16 protein-coding genes are annotated in these 19,562 nt (G+C 71.4%); 7 read left to right on the top strand and 9 right to left on the bottom strand.

The features are described from left to right. Positions 1-59: 59 nt before the first annotated feature. Positions 60-422, bottom strand: coding sequence for a hypothetical protein (locus N865_RS02890; protein ID WP_034801326.1), 363 nt, complete (start codon positions 420-422; stop codon positions 60-62). Between the two features lie 211 nt (positions 423-633). On the opposite strand from N865_RS02890, the gene N865_RS02885 reads away from it, so the two are divergent. Continuing rightward, positions 634-2,079, top strand: coding sequence for an ADP-ribosylglycohydrolase family protein (locus N865_RS02885; protein ID WP_034801323.1), 1,446 nt, complete (start codon positions 634-636; stop codon positions 2,077-2,079). 98 nt (positions 2,080-2,177) lie between these two features. Next, positions 2,178-2,858, top strand: a complete 681-nt coding sequence (locus N865_RS02880; protein ID WP_034801477.1) for a VOC family protein — start codon at positions 2,178-2,180, stop codon at positions 2,856-2,858. A 167-nt stretch (positions 2,859-3,025) separates the two neighbouring features. Here N865_RS02880 and N865_RS02875 read toward each other — a convergent pair whose 3' ends face one another. From N865_RS02875 to N865_RS02850, 6 genes are all read right to left on the bottom strand, one after another. Further along, entirely contained in the window at positions 3,026-3,616 is a 591-nt protein-coding gene (locus tag N865_RS02875; RefSeq protein WP_245603642.1) for a DoxX family protein, read from the bottom strand. A gap of 121 nt (positions 3,617-3,737) precedes the next feature. Further along, the gene (locus N865_RS02870) at positions 3,738-4,976 is read right to left on the bottom strand and encodes an McrC family protein (RefSeq protein ID WP_034801318.1); all 1,239 of its coding nucleotides are present in this window, start codon (positions 4,974-4,976) and stop codon (positions 3,738-3,740) included. Between the two features lie 7 nt (positions 4,977-4,983). Then, a complete protein-coding gene (locus N865_RS23215; RefSeq protein WP_051509980.1) occupies positions 4,984-7,800 on the bottom strand; it encodes an McrB family protein in 2,817 nt (938 codons plus the stop codon). A 285-nt stretch (positions 7,801-8,085) separates the two neighbouring features. Beyond that, positions 8,086-8,961 carry a hypothetical protein gene (locus N865_RS02860; protein ID WP_034801316.1) on the bottom strand — a complete coding sequence of 292 codons (876 nt, stop codon included), beginning with the start codon at positions 8,959-8,961 and terminating at the stop codon, positions 8,086-8,088. Continuing rightward, complete coding sequence (locus tag N865_RS02855) at positions 8,958-9,233, bottom strand: hypothetical protein (protein ID WP_034801314.1); 276 nt, start codon at positions 9,231-9,233, stop codon at positions 8,958-8,960. The genes N865_RS02860 and N865_RS02855 overlap by 4 nt, the downstream gene beginning before the upstream one ends. 95 nt (positions 9,234-9,328) lie before the next feature. Then, on the bottom strand, positions 9,329-9,766 hold the full coding sequence (locus tag N865_RS02850) for a hypothetical protein (RefSeq protein WP_034801312.1): 438 nt from the start codon (positions 9,764-9,766) through the stop codon (positions 9,329-9,331). Between the two features lie 171 nt (positions 9,767-9,937). On the opposite strand from N865_RS02850, the gene N865_RS02845 reads away from it, so the two are divergent. The 3 genes from N865_RS02845 (at position 9,938) to N865_RS02835 (ending at position 15,544) form a co-directional block, all read left to right on the top strand. Beyond that, on the top strand, positions 9,938-11,359 hold the full coding sequence (locus tag N865_RS02845; RefSeq protein WP_034801310.1) for an amidase: 1,422 nt from the start codon (positions 9,938-9,940) through the stop codon (positions 11,357-11,359). Between the two features lie 163 nt (positions 11,360-11,522). After that, entirely contained in the window at positions 11,523-13,031 is a 1,509-nt protein-coding gene (locus tag N865_RS02840) for a M28 family metallopeptidase (protein ID WP_051509978.1), read from the top strand. A gap of 110 nt (positions 13,032-13,141) precedes the next feature. Beyond that, positions 13,142-15,544 carry a Tex family protein gene (locus tag N865_RS02835; protein ID WP_157557533.1) on the top strand — a complete coding sequence of 801 codons (2,403 nt, stop codon included), beginning with the start codon at positions 13,142-13,144 and terminating at the stop codon, positions 15,542-15,544. 167 nt (positions 15,545-15,711) lie between these two features. On the opposite strand, the gene N865_RS02830 is transcribed toward N865_RS02835, so the two are convergent. Continuing rightward, positions 15,712-16,092 (bottom strand): VOC family protein, encoded by a 381-nt coding sequence (locus N865_RS02830; RefSeq protein WP_034801307.1) that lies wholly within the window; start codon positions 16,090-16,092, stop codon positions 15,712-15,714. A gap of 153 nt (positions 16,093-16,245) precedes the next feature. Between N865_RS02830 and N865_RS02825 the strand changes: the two genes are divergently transcribed. Next, a complete protein-coding gene (locus N865_RS02825; protein WP_034801305.1) occupies positions 16,246-16,671 on the top strand; it encodes an SRPBCC family protein in 426 nt (141 codons plus the stop codon). 195 nt (positions 16,672-16,866) lie between these two features. Next, positions 16,867-18,435, top strand: coding sequence for an outer membrane protein assembly factor BamB family protein (locus tag N865_RS02820; protein ID WP_034801302.1), 1,569 nt, complete (start codon positions 16,867-16,869; stop codon positions 18,433-18,435). A 195-nt stretch (positions 18,436-18,630) separates the two neighbouring features. Here the strand turns inward: N865_RS02820 and N865_RS02815 are convergent, their stop codons facing one another. Then, positions 18,631-19,536 carry a universal stress protein gene (locus N865_RS02815; RefSeq protein WP_034801300.1) on the bottom strand — a complete coding sequence of 302 codons (906 nt, stop codon included), beginning with the start codon at positions 19,534-19,536 and terminating at the stop codon, positions 18,631-18,633. Between the last annotated feature and the right edge of the window lie 26 nt (positions 19,537-19,562).

Genomic DNA, 19,562 nt, shown 5'->3' with positions numbered 1-19,562 from the left:
ACGAGCCGGACGAGCCGGACGACCCGGACGAGCCGGACGACCCGGGCGCGGGTTGCGTGTCAGACATTGAGGCTCCAGACCTGCTGCAGGCGGGCGACGAGGATCGCGACGACGAGGGCGCCGCCGGCGACGACGGCCATCGCCCACTGGGTCTTCTCCTTGATGGAGATGTAGATCGTGGCGGGGATGACGACGAGCACGGTGAAGAGATAGGCGATGAAGGTGGCTCGCTCGGCCCCGTCGGCGATGGCCGAGGCCTTGGCCAGCCCGACGACGAGCTGGACGAGGAGCGCCAGCTCGATGACGCCCCCGGTGATGATGAGCGGGTCGTCCACGAGGCGCCGGCGCACGAGGTGGTGGACGGCGAGCACGCCGAGGAGGCCGCTCGCAACGAGGAGGGCCACGGTGAGGGGCTGGAGCACGAGCGAATCCTACGGGGCGATCCTGAAGGGCCCCGGTCGGGCCGTCGAGCGTGCCGTCGAGCGTGCCGTCCACGGGAGCGGTCCGACCTCGCGGGCGCCGCTCCCGTAGATTTCACCTCGTACCCCTCACGTCCCCTCCCGGTTCGACGTACTCCGCCGATCGTCCGTGATCGCCGCACATCGAACGGGAGGCCGCCGGCCAAGGAGAACCGTGCCCATCCGTCCCATCGCCGTCGACCGAGCGGCCGGGGTCCTCCTCGGCGAGGCCTGCGGCGACGCCCTCGGCGTCCCCTACGAGATGGCGAGCCCGCCCGTGGGCGAGGCCGTCATGAAGGGTGGCGGCCTCGGACCGTACGACCCGGGCGAGTGGAGCGACGACACCCAGATGACCCTCTGCGTGGCCCGGGTGGCCGCGACCGGCCTCGACCTCGCCTCCCCCGAGGCCCTCGACGAGGTCGCGGAGGCCTTCAGCGCGTGGCTCGCGGGCGGGGCGACGGACGTCGGCACGCAGACGCGCGCCGTCCTCACGTCGGCCGCCTCCCTGCCCGGCCGGCCGCACGAGCGGCTCACCGCGGCGAGCCGGGCCCTCCACGCGCGTACCGGTGTCACCGCCGGCAACGGCGCCCTGATGCGCACCTCGGTCGTCGGCATCTCTGCGGTGCGCGACCGCGTCGCGACGGCCCGGGCAGCCCGGGCGGTGGCCGAGCTGACCCATGCGGACCCTCTCGCCGGCGACTCGTCGGTGCTGTGGTCGGAGGCCATCCGCGTCGCCGTGACCGAGGGCCGCCTCGACCTCGCCGCCGGTCTCGATCTCGTCAGCCCCGAGCTCGCGGGGCGGTGGGGCGACCTCATCGAGGAGGCGACCGGGGCGGAGCCGAGCGCTTTCGTCAACAACGGCTTCACCGTGACCGCCCTGCAGGCCGCCTGGGCGGCGATCACCTCGACCGACCGCGGCGACGGGTCGGCCATGCACCTCCAGCGCGGCCTGCAGGCGGCCGTCCGGGCCGGTCACGACACCGACACGGTGGCGGCCATCGCCGGCTCCCTCCTCGGTGCGCGCTACGGCGCCTCCGCGGTGCCGACCCAGTGGCGCCGGATGGTCCACGGCTGGCCCGGTTACCGCGCCCACGACCTCGTCGAGCTCGCCGTGTCGACGTATGCCGGGGGGCGCACTCCGGGCCAGTGGCCCTCGATCGCGTCGATGACCGACGAGGACATCCCGGCGCTCGGCCTGCCGCACCCCATCGACCCGGACATCCTGCTCGGGACCATCAGCGACCTCGGCCGGGTCAAGGAGCTCGACGTCCAGGCCGTCGTCTCGCTCTGCGCCCTCGGGCTCGACGACATCCCGGCGGAGGGCATGACCTCCCGCGACCACATCGAGTTCTGGATCAGCGAGGACGACGTCGCGGAGTCCAACCCGCACCTCGACTTCGTCCTCGACGACGTGTCGTCCGCCCTGCGCCAGTTCCGCGCGGAGGGCAAGCGCGTCCTCGTCCACTGCCGGACCGGCACCCAGCGCACGCCGGCGGTCGCGCTGCGGTATGCCGTCGACCTCGGTGTCGCTCCCGAGCTCGCCGAGCGGTCGATCCGTTCGGCGATGCCCGCGATCCGGAGCGAGGGGCGCCTCTGGGAGGTCGCGGCCCACGGGGCCTGACGACGTCCTCCCCGACGACGGGCGTCGGGACCAGAGGTCCACCTTCGGCCGGCCCAGTGCGGCAGGTGCGCATGGGTGGGCGCGGGTACGGTGCCGGCATGGCGATCGCGACGTACAAGGACCTCTGCATCGATGCTGCCGAGCCGCATGCTCTCGGAGCCTTCTGGGCGGGGCTGCTCGGCTGGGAGCTCAACCGGCACGACGACGGCGACGCGTCCCTGCGCGAGGGTGAGCGGGTGCACGTGTGGCTCAACCGCGTCCCGGAGCCCAAGACCGTCAAGAACCGGCTCCACATCGACGTCGACGCGGAGTCGCTCGATCGCGCGACCGCTGCCGGCGCCACGGTCCAGGAGGAGCTCGAGCGCTGGACGGTGCTCCGGGACCCGGACGGTCAGGAGTTCTGCGTGTTCGTCAGGGACGAGCCCGTGACCCGGCGCTTCTACGAGCTCGTCTGGGACATCACCGGAGGCCCGGACGACGCGGGACGCGCCGCGGCGTGGTGGTCGGAGGTCCTCGGCGGACGGACCGGTGAGCAGCCGGGCGAGTTCTCCTGGGTCGAGCAGGTCGACGGAGCACCGTTCGAGTCGATGGTCTTCGTCCCCGTGCCCGAGGCCAAGACGACGAAGAACCGCGTCCACATCGACGTGACGACGGATGACGTCCGACCGCTCGTCGCCCTGGGCGCACGGGTGCTCCGCGGGAAGGGCGACGGAGGACTCCGGTGGCACGTGATGGCCGACCCCGAGGGCAACGAGTTCTGCGCGTTCACCCCGGACTGATCCGAGCCGACGGCCCGCGCCGACCCCCGGGCGCGCTCCGCAGCCGTCCCTGACACACAGGAAGGCGGCCCCGCGAGGGACCGCCTTGCTGTGTGTGAGCCCTGTGGCGCTGGGCTCGCACGGTGGGTGACCGTCGACCCTGTGGCCTGGGCGGTCACCCGCCCCGCTCACCGAAGGATGCCGTTACCGACCTTGCGGCCCCACCACTTGCCCAGGCCCCACGTGTCGCCGGCGTACGTGGCCGCGATCACCGCGATCCCGAGGGCCTCGATCCAGTGGCTGTCGATGAGCGGGTTGGTGTATGCCCCCGTGGTTCCGAGAGGGAACTCGGCGAGGTACATGAGGGCGAGAAGGACGGCTGCGCTCCAGGCGGCGATCTTGAGGCCGGCGCCGGCGAGAAGGGCGACGCCGATGCCCAGGAGGCCTGCCATGAACACCCAGTCGGCCCACGGGCCGGCGATGTTCTTGAAGAAGCTGCCGAACGGGCCTTCGGCGCCCTTCATGAATCCCTGGGCGGGCGTTCCGCCGTGGATCCAGGCCTTGGCCGTCGGGGTCATGTAGCCCAGGCCGAACATCTTGTCGATGAAGGGCCAGAGGAAGGTGAACCCGAGGACGATACGCAGGCCGGCGAGGAAGCGGCGGGCCCAGAGCGAGCGGACGACCTCCTCCTCGAACGTGACGACGCCCTCCGTGGGGTGAATCAGGCTCCGACGGTGGGGGGCGACGTTCTCGTGCTTGATGGTGGCCATTGATCTCATCTCCAGAACTATGTGCGTTCCGGCAGCTTCTCTGTCGGTACTACTGACTGTAGTAGTTATCGCCGCAGGTCACAGGACCTAGCCATGTGATCTAGCAGTCACTCTCGCGCCGGTGTCCAGCTCAGCGACGAGGCGTGCGGATGAGGGTGGGCACCTCGACCTCGCCGGGCGCGTCCGCAAGCTCGCGGACCATGTCGGCGAGCTCGTCGAGCGAACGCGACACGGCGGCATACGACCCGTCGAGGCGGATCGGGCGGCAGAGGATGCGGGTCCCCGCGTTGCGGATGACGATCTCCGCCTCGGGCGCCCGGTCGGTGTTGCAGTGGATGAGCAGACCCGTCGAGAGGCCCATCGCCGTCGTGTAGGCCACGAGCTGGAGGTAGTCGCGAGAGGCCATGTAGCCGTCGGCGCCCATGGAGTACGAGGCATCGCCGACGAGCACGACCTCGCTCCCCCGGCGTACGACGAGATCGGGCGCCATCGTCACGGCCCGGCCCTCGTCGAGCCAGACGTCCTCCTCGCTGTCGATCCGCAGGTCGGGCGCGAGACGTAGGTCGAGCTCCTGGACGATCCAGCGCTGGAAGAGGTCGTCCATGTCGACCATGAGGCTGTTGGCCTGCTGGTCACCGGCCTCGTGGCTGAGCGACATCGCCTGCAGGACGAGCCGGCTGAGGCGCATCGCATCGGCGTAGTGCTCGTTGAGCCGGGTCAGCGGCACAGGCACCGCGTGCTTCGTCGCGGGCGTGTCGCTGACCCCGTCGAACCGCCCGAGCACGCGAAGCGCCTCCCGGCGCACCTGCGGCGCGAGCTGCGGCCACGAGAGCATCGCCTCGAGCGTGCAGCGGAAGAGCTGGTTCTCGGAGATGTCCGCCGTGAAGTCGTCGAAGCGGCACTGCGGCTCCGCGGCGCTCCACGGCCGACGGGCGAACTCCTCGACGAGCAGGCGCCCGCGAATCGTCCGCATGCGCTCCTCCCGACCCACGTAGCCGTGGACGAGACCACGCATGGTCGCCGAGTCGATGAGCCTGATCGCGAAGTAGGCGACGCCGTCGATGAGCTCGTCCGTGTCGGACCACGTCACCTGCTCGTGCTCGAAGGCCTCTGGCGAGACCCCCGCGCTCAGCATCGCGAAGAAGTTCGTCACCGAGACCTTCGGCATGACGCGCACGACGAGGCCGGGCACGGCGAGCGCGCCGACCCAGCTCGTCGCCCCGATCGTCACGACGTCGGGGTCGGCCGTGGCGTGGATGACGAGCCGCTCCCCCGCGGCCGCGACGAGCGCCGCCCGGGTCTCGCGGGAGAGCCGGACGGGCCCCGAACGACCGTGCTCGGGGATCGGGGTCAGCTCGACGGTGGTCATGCCGACATCATGGACGAGTCATCTCGTACTGGCCGTAGCGGGCCCGGACGTTCTCCCAGCGGAACTGGGCGAGCTCGTGCTCGCGCCCGTAGAGCTGGTCCTCGATGAACGGGTAGACGTTGTAGTCCCAGATCCGGCGCAGCGTCGCCTCGTCGTCGTCGATCCCCGGGCGCATGAAGTAGCTGTGCCCGATCTGCAGGTGCGGGCCGCGGAGCGCGCGACGGAGGTCCTCGTTGACGCGGTCGACGAGGTCGGCGACCCAGACCGGACCGTCGTGGACCTCCAGCCAGCGCCGCAGCAGGCCCTCCATCGGCCCGTCGTGCGGCATGAACGGCACGAAGTCGAAGCGGCGGCGCAAGGCCGCGTCGACGAGGGCGATCGAGCGGTCGGCGGTGTTCATCGTGCCGATGAAGTAGAGGTTCGGCGGCAGCTCGAAGCCCTCGTCGGGACGGTAGGACGTCTTGACCGAGTGCGATCGGTACTCGAGGAGGAAGAGCAGCTCACCGAACACGCGCGGGAGGTTCGCACGGTTGATCTCGTCGATGATCATGATGTGCGGCGTGAGCGGGTCGGCCTCGGCCGCCTCCGCAAGGAGCGCGAGCGGCCCCTTGCGCAGCTCGTAGACCATCTGGCCCTGGTGGTCGATCTGCGGGCGGAACCCCTCGAAGAAGTCCTCGTAGGAGCTGCTCGGGTGGAACTGGACGATGTCGCGCTTGGCGGGGTCGGGCTGCAGCGCCTGGGCGAACCGCTGCGCGAGGTAGGTCTTCCCGGTGCCGGGCGGCCCGTAGAAGATGACCTGCTTCTTCTCCTCGAGGAGGCTGCGGATCTCGCGGAGGAAATCCTCCTCGATGAGCAGCTCCTTGGCCGCCTCGCCCAACGCGTCGTGGTCGGGCATGAGCGCCTTGTCGGACCGGCGCATGAGCCAGAAGGCGAGCTGGGCCTGACCCCACGGGTCGTCGGGCAGCAGCGGGTCGAGGGTCTGGCGGAGCAGGGCGTTGGTCTCGACGTGGAGCCGACCCCGCGACTTGCCCTCGGTCCACTTGGCCGGGCCGCCGAGCCGCCCGAGCATCGCGATCTTGCCCGAGTCGCCACCCGTGGCGAACAGAGGCAGCCAGTGCTCGGGGTGGGCGATCGCGAAGAGCTTGATGACGACGCTCTCGCCGAAGCCCTGGACCGGGACGTCCTCGGAGCTGAGGACGCGGTTGATCCGCTCCTCGTCGCGGCCCTCCCCCCACAGCAGCTCGCGGACCATACGGGCGAGCTCGTCGATGCCGGCGGCGTCGAGGGCGTTGATCGAGCTGATGAGGACCGACTGGGCGCCGATGTCGCCATAGCCCCGCGTGGAGACGATGCGCTTGAAGGTCGGCAGGTCGAACGTCTCGAGGCCCTCGCGCGAGAGGCAGGCGGCGAAGACCCGGCGCTGCTCCTGGTGCCAGGCGTCGCGCTCGTTGGGGTACGGACGCTCGGCCTTGAAGATCTCGACCTCGGACTCGAGGTCGATGACGGGGGACATCTCGAGGCTCGGGTCGTCGAGGGCGCTGCGCTGGCTCGACGTCATGAACCGCAGCAGCGGGGTCAGGGCCCGCGCGGTCGTGACGATCTCGTCGGCGAAGTCGGCGCGACCCAGGGCGGCGTCGCCCTTCCACCACCGGCCGACGAAGGTCTCGCCGCCGGGGTACTCGCGGGCCATCGGCTCGATGCGCTCGACACGGTTGTCGTCGTGGACCCGCAGGAAGTTCATCCCACGGGGCAGGTGCTCCTGGACGAGGGAACCGACCTCGCGGTGCTGCTGGTCGCTCTCGCCCTCCCAACCGCCGTGAAGACCGAAGGCGACCCCACCCGGGGTGACCCAGAGCCGGAAGCCCGGGGCGCCGGCGCCGCCGACGAGGATCCACGAGGCGTAGAGGTCGTGACGGTAGGCGGAGTCCTCCCCGCCGTGCTGCTGCAGGGCGAGCGTCGGGGCCTCGAGGTAGAGGCCGGTCTCGCCGGACAGGCGCTCGATGAGGCTGTCGGATAGGTGGTCGGCCTCACCGCGGAGCTGGCGGGCCAGGTCGGCGGCCCGGTCCTGCTGCTTGGCCGTGGCGTAGCCCGTCGACGGGCGGAACTCGGCCGCGATCTCGGCGGCCTCTGCACACAGGTCGAGGATCTTGGGGGCAATGCCGACGAACGCCTCGGTCTCCTTGAAGTACCAGAGGATGCGGGCCGCGTAGCGCGGGTCCTCGGGGCGCAGGTCGGCGCAGAGCGCCGCGAACGCGACGTAGCGCTCGGCGTGGCTGAGACCACGCTCCAGCCAGCCGAGCCGCTGGAGCATGTGCGGCGCGTTCTCCCACATGTGCGGCCACGCGCCCGCGTCGTCGGTGGACCAGAAGAGGGAGAGCACGTATGCCGTGTGGGCCGGTCCCGGGGCCCGCTGGCCGCGGCTCCCGCCGCGGGCGAGGAACGCGTCGACGGCGTGGAGCTTGTCGGCTGCGTCGAGCGGCGAGGCCGGGGTCTGGAGGGCCCGGGTGAGCAGGGCGACGACCTCGGCGTGCTCCTCCTCGGCGCGACGCACGAGGGCGGCGACCCACGGGCCGCCGATCGGGCCGAACCCGACATACGGGCCGTCCTTTCGGGCCCACTGGTTCATCGCCTCCTTGAAGGCGACGAGGTCACTCGAGGCGACCAGGTCGGCGAGGATTTCACGCAGCTCGCCATTGCGCTCGGGACGCTCGGCGTCGAGCTCGGCGAACAGCGCCTGGGCGTCGCTGTCGGCCTGGGCTGCTCGCTCGATGAGCGCATACTTCGCGCGCCAACGCTTGACGTCGACACTGTCGCTGCGTGACATGGTGCTCCCTCGCACGCCGTGGTTCTCTGGCGTTGTAGTTGCTGCGCTCGCGGACGTGGGCGCAGGACCGCCGCAAAGGTTACCTGCCAGTCGTCGATGCGCTTAATCCAAGGCCGCCCCGCATGCTCGTCCCGGCGTGTCCCTCCCGGGTGTGGGTCAGGCCACCCGCGACGAGCACGATTCGTCCGGGCCTCGGTCCTGCTGTTGACCGGCGTTTGCCCCAGTTGGTCGTCGTGTGCCGTGGTGCGGCCCGTCCGTTCCTTCATCCGTCCGGTAGCGGGCCGCTCATGCCTCGTCGGTCTCGGACGTCTTCTCTCGCGGAGGGATGATGGCGTCCTCGTCGACGGCGTCGGCCATCCAGCGCGTTGCGGCCCGGTCGCCCTCGACGTCCGCGAGGTAGTGGTCCGGCGGAGCCGTGGGTTGGCCGCCGAACCCGGAGGGGTCGTCGTCCTCCTCGGCATCGACCCCGTCGGGCTCGGGATCCGTCACGGTCGCCTGCCCCGGTCCGGGCCCCGACCCGGGCTCGGACTCGGACTCGGACTCTGGCTCTGCCTCTGGCTCTGGCTCTGGCGCAGCCAAGGAGGCCGCCTCGGATGCGGCCGTAGGGTCCGGCTGCGGCGCGACCGCCGGTGGTTCGTCCGTGTCGCTGCGTGACTCGGCGCTCGGCTGACCGCCCGCCTCAGGGCCGGCCTCAGCGCTCGACGTGCTCGGCACGGTGCTCGACGGGGTGGGCGACTCGGACGGCGACTCGCTGGCCGGCCCGAGAACGGTCCACGTCGCAGCGTCCGCCCCCTCGAGTGGCTCCGCAGCGGCCGCGGACCCGTCGTCCCAGGCGAGCGCGTCCAGCTCGAAGCCCTCGTCGGCGCGCGCCCCCCAGCCGTAGGCGCCCGTGCCGACCTCGACGGCGCCTGCGGAGACGTCGCCGACCGGGAGGTAACCGGGCGGCAGCTCACCCGAGGGAAGATCTCCGACGAAGCCGTACGGATCGGTGTCGAGACGGGTGTCGATCCCGGGGTCGCCTGCAGTATCGCGTCCGGGGACGTCCCCGGCATACGCCGCGGATCGGGGTGTGGTCGACGGGTCGGGCTCGCGCTTGACCATGAGGTACCACGTCACGACCGCCCCGGCGGCCAGGGCGAGGACGAGCAGCGCCCAGGTCATCCGAGCCCGCCCATCGCGGACTCGGTGGGACCACCGTCCCGGACGGCTGCCCGTCGTTCGGGGACGAGGAACGCCGCCGCAGCCGACGCACCGACCGTCCCGATGCAGAACGCGACGACGCTCCAGAGGAAGACGTGCAGGATCCCCGCTCCGGCGCCGATGAGGGCGAGGACCGCCGGGACGAGGACCACCGCCACCCACCACTCCGGCCCGAGGTCCGTGCGGTATCGGCCCGTGACCGTCGTCCCGTCCCCGGTGCCGGGCTGCAGCATGTGCCTCTCCTCTGAGTCGCTCGGGCTCCCCTGACCTGGGGACCACACCGACGCTACCCCTGCGGAGGGTTCCACGAGGGACGCGGCGCCCAACATCAGGCCGCGGAGTCGTCCGTCCGGTCCTTGGGGTAGGCGACGACCCCGCCCGGTGCCGCGATGGCCACGCCGAGCAGATCGACACCGGCCGCGCCGCAGACGGTCTCGAAGACGGCTCGCAGCCGACGGTCGCGGGCGGTCGGCCGCGTCCCCCCGGGCCTGGCGATGGCCATGACGACCGACACGACCCCCTGCTCCGCGGCGCCCGGGAGGAGCACGCGCAAGCCGTCCTCGACCGTCTCGACGCTCGGACGGGAGCCGCCGTCGTCGATGCAGATCGGCTGGAGCAGCCTGCCGTCGGGATGGCAGAGGATGGCATAGACCGCGCCGGTGGCGCGCGACTGCTCGGTGACGATGAGGTCGATGACACCCTCGAAGATCTCGGGGTCGGTGACCGGACGGGTGGGCCAGCTCTTGGGCAGCTCGTCGAATCGCATGGCCCGAGCATCGCTGACCACCGTGCGACACCCCGCCCCTTTTCCACAGGCCCACGAACCGTTCCGCCCTCACCTCGGGGGTGTGGATGGCGCCCGCCGGGACCGACCTCGCCCGGCCCGGTCGATGGGTACCGTTGCCTCGTCACGCCGCCCACGCACCGGAGGGGACGCATGCCGAACCCGGCCCGACGTCCAGCGAGCCTGACCGCGACAGCCCTGTCAGCGGCATACGCGTCGTGCGAGCTGTCCCCCGTCGACGTCCTGCGCGACGTCGGCGCGGTCATCGAGGCGCGAGAGCCGGAGCTCAACGCCTTCTGGGTCCTCGACCTGGAGGCGGCGCTCGACGTGGCCCGGGCGAGCGAGGCACGGTGGCGCGCCGGGACCCCGCTCGGACCGATCGACGGGATCCCGGTGACCGTCAAGGAGAACCTCGCCCGCGTCGGCGTCCCCATGGCCGCCGGCAACGCCGCGGTGACCCACGTGTGGCCGGAGCGGAGCAGTCCCGTCGTCGAGCGGATCGAGGAGTCGGGCGGGATCATCCTCGGGTCGACCGTCATGCCCGACTGGGGGATGCTCAGCTCGGGCGTCTCGAGCCTGCACGGTGTGACGCGCTCGCCGTGGGACCCCTCGCTGACGACGGGCGGCTCGAGCGCCGGGGCCGGAGCCGCGGCCGCAGCCGGGTTCGGGCCGCTCCACGTCGGCACCGACATCGGCGGGTCGATCCGTCTCCCGGGGACGTGGCTCGGTCTCACCACGCTCAAGCCGAGCGCCGGGCGCGTTCCGCTGGACGCGCCCTACCTCGGGCGCGTGGCCGGTCCCATGGCCCGGTCCGCCGCCGACGCCGCGCTGCTCCTCACGGTCATCAGCCGTCCGGACAACCGTGACTGGACGAGCCTGCCGCCGACCCCCCTCGATCTGCGGCTCGACGCCGAGACGTATGCCGCTCACGACCTTCGCGTCGGCCTGCACCTGGATGCCGGGTGCGGCCTGCCCGTCGACCCCGAGGTCCGCGCGGCCGTCGAACGCGCGGCCGGGGTGTTCGCGTCGGCAGGCGCGCGCGTCGAGACGGTCGCCCCGTTCCTCACCGACCGCATGCTCAGGGACGTCGACGAGTTCTGGCGGGTGCGCTCCCTCGTCGACCTCGAGGCGCTGCCCGAGGAGGCCCGGGAACGAGTGCTGCCCTTCATCCAGCGGTGGGTGTCGGCCGTGCGCGAGGTGGACGGCCGGGCGGTGCTGCGCGACTACGCGAGCATCATGGCCATGCAGCGGGCGACCGTCGAGGCGACCGGGCCGTTCGACCTCGTCCTGTCGCCCGTGGCCCCGGTCGCGGCCTTCAGGGCGGAGTGGCCGATGCCGTGGGGCGAGGACGACCTCGGCATGGCCCACATCGGCTTCACCGTGCCGTACAACATGTCCGGTCAACCGGCCGCGTCGGTCAACTGCGGCTTCACCTCCGACGGACGGACGATCGGCCTCCAGGTGTCCGGACGGCGGTTCGACGACGTCGGCGTCCTCCGTGCCGTCGACTGGTACGAGCACCAGCGCGGTCCCGAGGCGACCCCGGACTGGCCCATCGCCCCCGCCCCGGGTTGAGGTGATTCGCCCGCTTCCGTCTGGGGCGATTCACGTCAGAGGAGCCCGGTAGACGCCCAGCCAGTCTTCAGGCAACCATCAGCGGACTCTCGACGTCCTCTCGGCCCAGGGCTAGATTTCTGGGATCGGTGTCCGTGTGGACGCCCCAGACGGAAGGACAACGATGTTCGGACGTTCTCGCACAGTCGCGTCCCTCACGGCCGGGTGCCTGGCCCTGGCCGCAGCAGGCACCATCGCATCGTCGGCCGGCGCCGCCCCGACCACGTGCGCCAGCCGGGTCAACAGCACGGTCGACAAGCTCCTCGAGTGCGTCGACCTTGCCGGGGTCCGTGAGCACCAGGCGGCCCTGCAGGCCATCGCCGATGCCAACAACGGCACACGTGTCTCGGGGTCCCCCGGCTACGACGCCTCGGTCGACTACGTCGCCGGCCGGCTCCGGGCGGCGGGCTGGCGGGTCGCCGAGCAGGACTTCCAGTTCCAGACCTTCATCGTCCTGTCGCCGTCGGTGCTCGAGCAGGTGTCCCCCGCGCCGGTCGGGCCCGTCGCGAACGCGATCATGTCCTACTCCGGCAGCGGCGACGTGACGGCGTCGGTCACGGCCCTGCCTGCACCCGCGGCCGACGCGACACCGGGCTGCGAGGCCGCCGACTTCGCCGGCTTCACCCCGGGCACCATCGCCCTCATCTCCCGCGGCGCGTGCACGTTCGCGATCAAGGCGTCCAACGCGTACGCCGCCGGCGCGATCGGCGTGGTCATCTACAACAACCAGGCGGGCGAGATCAACGGGACCCTCGGCAACGGCTTCACCCTCAACCTCCCCGTCACCTCGGTGACGCAGGCGGTCGGGCAGCAGCTCGCCCAGACGCCCGGGCTCGTCATGCGGCTCAAGACGGACACCTTCCGCGGGATCGCGACGACGACGAACGTCCTCGCCGAGCTGCCGGGGAAGAACACCGGCAACGTCGTCATGGCCGGCGCCCACCTCGACTCCGTCAACGCCGGCCCGGGCGTCAACGACAACGGCAGCGGCTCTGCGGCCCTCGTCGAAGTCGCCGAGAACCTCGCGAAGGTCAAGCCGCAGAACACCCTGCGCTTCGCCTGGTGGGGCGCCGAGGAGGCCAACCTCGTCGGATCGACCTACTACGTCAACACCCTGCCGCAGGCCGAGCTCGACCGGATCGCGCTCTACCTCAACTTCGACATGATCGGCTCGCCGAACCACGTGTTCTTCATCTACGACGGCGACGACTCCGACGGCGTGGGGGCCGGTCCTGGACCCGCGGGCTCGGCCCAGATCGAGAAGACGTTCGAGAAGTTCTTCACCTCACGAGGCCTCCCCTTCAAGGGCACGGACTTCTCGGGACGCTCCGACTACGGGCCCTTCATCGCCTCTGGTGTCCCGTCCGGCGGGCTGTTCACCGGTGCCGAGGGGATCAAGACGGCCGAGGAGGCGGCGCTGTGGGGCGGGACGGCCGGCCAGGCCTACGACCCCTGCTACCACCAGGCCTGCGACACGTACGCGAACAACAACGCAGGGGCGCTCGAGACGAACTCCGACGCCGTCGCCTACGCCACGCTGTCCTACGCGATGAGCACCAACCTCATCAACGGCACCAAGAGCAAGGGCAACTTCCGGCCCGCGCCCGACGAGCACGCCCCGGTCGAGCGCTGACCCACGGCGCCGGGGCGGATCTCCCTGCAGTCCGTGAGGATCAGGGAGATCCACCTCGGCGCGGGCGGCGGCCTGACCCGCGGGAGCACGCCCGACGGCATACCGGCAGAATGCGAGGCTCACCAACCGGTCTGAGGAGTGCGTTTTCTGTGGTTGTGCAGTCGGTCGAGCAGCGGATCGCCGAGGAGCTCGGGGTTCGCGATGGTCAGGTCACGGCAGCTGTGGGGCTGCTCGACGGGGGCGCGACCGTGCCGTTCGTCGCGCGCTACCGCAAGGAGGTGACGGGCGGCCTCGACGACTCGCAGCTGCGCACGCTCGAGGAGCGGCTCGGCTACCTGCGCGAGCTCGAGGACCGCCGGCGCACGGTCCTCGAGTCGGTCCGCGAGCAGGGCAAGCTCGACCCGGCCCTCGAAGCGCAGATCATGGCCGCCGACACCAAGGCCCGCCTCGAGGACATCTACCTGCCGTACAAGCCGAAGCGCCGCACCAAGGCGCAGATCGCGCGGGAGGCGGGACTCGAGCCGCTGGCCGACCTCCTGCTCACGTCCCCCGACACCGACCCGGCCGCTGCCGCTGCGGGCTTCGTCGACGCCGCGCGCGAGGTGGCCGACACGACGGTGGCCCTCGAGGGCGCGCGGGCGATCCTCGTCGAGCGCTTCGCGGAGGACGCCGACCTCATCGGCGACCTCCGCGAGCGGATGTGGAAGCAGGGCCGGGTCGGCTCGAAGGTCCGGGCCGGGAAGGAGGAGGAGGGCGCCAAGTTCTCCGACTACTTCGACTTCTCCGGGTCCTTCGCGTCGATGCCGTCGCACCGCGTCCTCGCCCTCTTCCGCGGAGAGAAGGAGGACGTCCTCACCCTCTCGATCGACCCGATGCCCCCGACCGACGAGCCACCGGTCGGTCCGACGGAGTACGAGCGGGCCATCGCCCACCGCTTCGGCATCGCCAACCGGGGACGGCCCGCCGACACGTGGCTCGCCGACACGGTGCGCTGGGCCTGGCGCACGAAGATCCTCGTCCACCTCGGGATCGACACGCGCATGCGACTCCGGGCCGCCGCCGAGGACGAGGCCGTCCGCGTGTTCGCGGCCAACCTGCGCGACCTGCTCCTAGCCGCGCCCGCCGGTGCCCGGGCCACGATGGGTCTCGACCCCGGCTTCCGGACCGGCGTCAAGGTGGCCGTCGTCGACGCCACCGGTCAGGTCGTCGCCACCGACGTGATCTACCCGCACGTGCCGCAGAACCAGTGGGACCGCTCGATCGAGACCCTCGCGCGTCTTGCGGCGGCCCACCGCGTCGAGCTCGTCGCCATCGGCAACGGCACCGCCTCCCGCGAGACCGACCGGCTCGCCGCCGAGCTCATCAAGCGCCACCCCCAGCTGGGACTCACCTCGGCAGTCGTCTCCGAGGCCGGCGCGTCCGTCTACTCCGCGTCGGCGTTCGCGTCGCAGGAGCTGCCCGGCATGGACGTGTCCCTGCGCGGCGCGGTCTCCATCGCGCGCCGCCTGCAGGACCCGCTCGCCGAGCTCGTCAAGATCGACCCGAAGTCGATCGGCGTCGGCCAGTACCAGCACGACATCTCCCAGGTCGCCCTCTCGCGCTCGCTCGACGCCGTCGTCGAGGACTGCGTCAACGCCGTCGGCGTCGACGTCAACACGGCGTCGGCTCCCCTGCTGACCCGGGTCTCCGGGATCACGGCGAGCCTCGCCGAGAGCATCGTCACGCATCGCGACACCCACGGCGCCTTCCGGTCGCGCACGGCGCTCAAGGACGTGCCACGCCTCGGACCGAAGGCGTTCGAGCAGGCGGCCGGCTTCCTCCGGATCACCGGCGGGGACCCGCTCGACGGATCCGCCGTCCACCCGGAGGCCTACCCCGTCGCGCGGCGCATGGTCCAGGCGACCGGTCACGACCTCACGAGCCTGATCGGCAACTCGACTGTGCTGCAGTCGATCTCGCCGAAGGACTTCGTCGACGGGAAGTTCGGCCTGCCGACCGTCACCGACATCCTCGCCGAGCTCGACAAGCCCGGGCGCGACCCGCGCCCCACCTTCAGGACGCCGACGTTCAAGGAGGGCGTCGAGGAGGTCAAGGACCTGAGGCCCGGCATGACCCTCGAAGGCGTCGTGACCAACGTCGCCGCCTTCGGCGCGTTCATCGACATCGGCGTCCACCAGGACGGTCTCGCACACGTGTCTGCGCTGTCGAAGAGCTTCGTGCGCGACCCGCGCGAGGTGGTCAAGCCGGGTGACGTCGTCATGGTCAAGGTCCTCGACGTCGACATGCAGCGCAAGCGCATCTCCCTGACCCTGCGCCTCGACGACGAGGTCACGCCGGGCGGTCCGGCGACGGGCCCGCGCCAGGGTGGCGGCCGTCCCGCGCCCGGCCGTGGGGGCCAGCGCGGCAACGGCGGCCAAGGGCGCGACGGCGGCAACCGGCCTCGCCGGGACGAGGGCGCCCCCGTCAACAGCGCGATGGCCGAGGCCCTGCGCCGCGCGGGCTACCAGGGCTGACGGCCCCGAACCTGCGGTCGCGTCCTCCCGTCTCGGGACGGACGCGACCGCTCGACCGAGCACAGCAGACGACGTATGCCGTCGAGCTGGCCCGGCGGCCCCGGCGGGACTGCCGCTCCGCCTCGCCCCGCCCGGCGGCAGTCGCGGGCCGTGGGCTGCCGGCTCGGTCAGCTCTCCGGGGGCGCGCGGTGGAAGACGGCCTCGACGTTGTTGCCGTCGGGGTCGCGGACGAAGGCCCCGAAGTAGCCGGGGTGGTACTCGGGCCAGAGGCGCGGCTCGTGGAGGGACTCGGCCCCGAGGTCCATCGCCTTGGCATGGAACGCCCGCACCGCGTCGACACCCTCCGCCTGGAAGGCCACGTGGACCTCACGGTTGGGCTCGGGGCCGTCCCAGCCGCTGATCCAGAAGACCGGGTGACCCTCGGGGCCGTAGCCGATCGCGACGCCGAAGTCCATCTGCCGGGTGAAGCCGAGGACGCCGAGGACCTCGTCGTAGAACCGTGCGCTCGCGGTCAGGTCGGAGCAGTTGATACCGAAATGGTCGATCATGACCCGAGGCTAGAGGCACCCACCGACACGCACCCCCGAACTGGCTGAGCGGCATACGTCTCGAAGGCATTGTCATCCCGGCCAACCTTTGGTCGACTGTCTCTGGTGGGTCCAGCCCATCCGGGGCCGGACCCGAGCGGACCGGAGGTGCCCATGAGCAGTTCAACGCAGTCGATCCCCGAGGACGCCGAGCTCGAGGGGTCGCCCGCCGGCGTGCACGCCAGCGTGACCGTGGAGGCGCCCGTCGCGAAGGTGTGGGAGCACCTCATCAGTCCGCGCGGGACCGAGGCGCTCCTCGGCCCGGGCGTGACCCTCGGCAGCAAGGGCCAGTCGTGGCACAGCGCCGACGGCCCGCACGGAGTGGTCCGCAGCTACCACCCCCTCGAACAGCTGCGCGTCACGTGGCACCCGGCCGAGGACGGCCCGCTCAGCCTCGTCGACGTCCACCTCGTGGAGGACGGCACGGGGACGCGCCTCGACCTCTACCACGAGGGACTCGGCATCGCCGAGGACGGCCCCGGCGACAAGCACCGGTGGGACGAGGCTCTCGAGCGCGTGGCGACGACCCTCGGCGGCTGAGACCCGGCCACCGCCGGCAGGACGCCCGTCGGCGCAGCGCCGGAAGTTCTCCCAATCACCTGAAACGGCGGCTCGACGCGCGTAGCGTCGAGTCGCCGTCTCGTTCGGGTCAGGGTCAGGGGGTCACGAGGCGGTGCGCCCGGTATCCCGCCGTCGGCGCGCTCGGGGGGCTCCTCGTCAGCCGTGGAGACCGATATGAGTTCGATCCGCACGACCCGCTTGATCCTGACCAGCCTCACGGCGGCACTTCTCGCCGTGCTCGTCCCCGCCACCCTCACGTCCGCCGATACCCAGAGCTGGACCATGGGTGGTCACGACTATGCCAACTCGCGCTCCAACCCGGCGCAGACGGCCATCTCCCCCGGCAACGCCCGGCTGCTGGCCACGAAGTGGACCTTCACGACGCATGGCGACGTGTCGGCGACACCGGCCGTCGTCGGCAAGGCCGTCTACTTCCCCGACTGGGGTGGCTATCTCAACAAGGTCGATGCCACGACCGGCACCCTCGTCTGGCAGAAGAAGCTCTCCGACTACGGCTACAACGACGACCCGACCCTCGTGTCGCGCACGAGCCCGGCCGTCGTCGGCGACGTCGTCTACATCGGCGACCAGGGCGGCGGGAGCTTCTTGACGCCGCGACCTGCCCGGCTGCTCGCCATCAACGCCAATACCGGTGAGCTCCTCTGGAGCTCGGTGATCAACCCGAGCATCTACTCGATCATCACGCAGTCACCGATCGTCCGGAACGGCGTCATCTACGTGGGCGCCGCCTCTGCGGAGGAGAACGTCGCGGCCTTCATCCCCGGCTACGAGTGCTGCACCTTCCGTGGCTCGTTCAGTGCGGTCGACGCAGCGAGCGGCCAGGTCATCTGGACGACCTACACGGTGCCCGAGGGCTACTCGGGCGGGGCCGTCTGGGGCAGCACCCCGGCCATCGACGCGAAGACGGGCGCGGTGTACATCACCACCGGCAACAACTACTCGGTCCCGCCGGCCGTCAAGCAGTGCCAGCTCGACGGCGGGTCCCCGGCTCAGTGCCTCGACCCCAGCGACCACGTCGACGCCGTGATGGCGCTCGACCCGGCGACCGGTCTGGTCAAGTGGAGCACGGGCGTCCAGGGCTTCGACGACTGGATCGTCTCGTGCATCGTCGGCGTGCCCAACTGCCCGGTTGCCGCAGGTCCGGACTTCGACTTCGGATCGGGTCCGAACCTGTTCTCGGCGACGACGAACGGCAAGAAGCGCGACCTCGTCGGCGCCGGGGCGAAGAGCGGCATCTACTGGGCCCTCGACGCCACGACGGGCGAGATCGTCTGGTCGACCCAGGCCGGGCCGGGCTCGACCCTCGGTGGGATCGAGTGGGGCACGGCGACGGACGGCAAGCGCATCTACGTCGCCGAGGCCAACTGGAACCGGCAGCCGTACCCGAACGGGTCGACGTTGCCCGCCTACGGCTCGTTCGCGGCCCTCGACCCGGCGAGCGGGCAGGTCCTGTGGCAGGTGCCCGACCCGAGTGCCGACTCCCCCCTCGGCGCCGTCTCGGTCTCGAACGGCGTGCTCTACGGAGGGTCGATGAGCGGACACATGTACGCGTTCGACGCGGCCACCGGTGCCATCCTCAAGGATCTCGTCGGCGAGGGCTCGAGCAACGCCGGTCCGGCGATCAGCAACCAGGGCGTCGTCTACTGGGGCAACGGCTACGGCCGCTTCGGTCTCGGCACCCCGAGCACGACGTTCTACGCGTTCTCCATCAAGGGTAAGTAGGCGCGTCGCGAGAGGCGGGCCCGGCAGTCACCCCGGGCCGGGCCCGCCTCCTTCGCGCCACCCGGTCCCCGCCATACCCAGTCGGGGGATCCCCTAACCACACGTCCATGAAGGGGGCAAGAGGTATGCCGCTGGGTGGGCACCAGCGCCCACCCAGCGGCATACCTCGTGATGGGGTCCGGACGAGGCCGTCTGCTAGCGCACGACCATGACGGGGCAGCTCGCCTCGTGGATGACCGTGTGGCTGACCGAGCCGAGAAGCAGCCCGGAGAAGCCGCCACGCCCGCGTGAACCGACGACGATGAGGCCCGCGCGCTCGCCGAGCTCGGCGAGGGTATGGCCGGCGTCGCCGTAGAGGACCTCGGTCTCGATCGAGACGTTGGGGTAGGCGGCACGGACGTGGTCCGCGGCCCGGCGCACCGTCTCCTCGGCGTGGTCGCGCAGCTCGTGGGTCTGGGACGTCCCGGCCTTGGCGGTCTCGGCGTAGGTCCACGCCTCCATGGACACGGCCATCGCGACGCGGACGATGTGAAGCTGCGCGCCGGACGCGTCGGCGAGCTGGGCGGCCATCTCGAGCGCGCGCACCGACTCGTCGGAGTCGTCGACGCCGACGATGACGCGGCGGTCCGGTCCGGGCATCACGAGGTCGTCGGGATGCTCGCGCACCTGGCTGCGCACGACGACGACCGGGCAGTGTGCGTGCGCCGTCACGGCATAGGCGGTCGACCCGAGCAGGCCGCCGAGCAGGCGTCCGCGGCCGCGGCACCCCATGACGACGAGGTCGTGGTCCTTGGAGCTGTCGACGAGCTCGGCGGACGGGCTGCCGATCGCGTGGAGCATCGCGACGTCCTTCGGGTCGAGGACCTTCTGCGCGCGAAGGACGCCGGCGTCGAGGACCGCTCGGGACACCTCTCGCAGGGAGGGAGCGATGTGGACCGGGTCGTAGGCGGGAAAGGCGGGCACCATGGCGAGGTCGACGCAGTGCAGCAGGGTGAGCTTCTTGCCCTGGCGGTGAGCCGTCTCGGCGGCCCAGTCGAGCGCGACCCGGGATCCGACCGAGCCGTCGTAGCCGACGAGGATCGAACCTTTCTGGGCGTTCATGTATACCCCTTCCCGAGGTGTGAGGG

The sequence above is a fragment of the Intrasporangium oryzae NRRL B-24470 genome (genome assembly GCF_000576595.1).
GTDB classification, from domain to species: domain Bacteria; phylum Actinomycetota; class Actinomycetes; order Actinomycetales; family Dermatophilaceae; genus Intrasporangium_C; species Intrasporangium_C oryzae.
The sequence above is the reverse complement of the archived record's forward strand: the minus strand, read 5'-3'. Positions and strand labels throughout refer to the sequence as shown.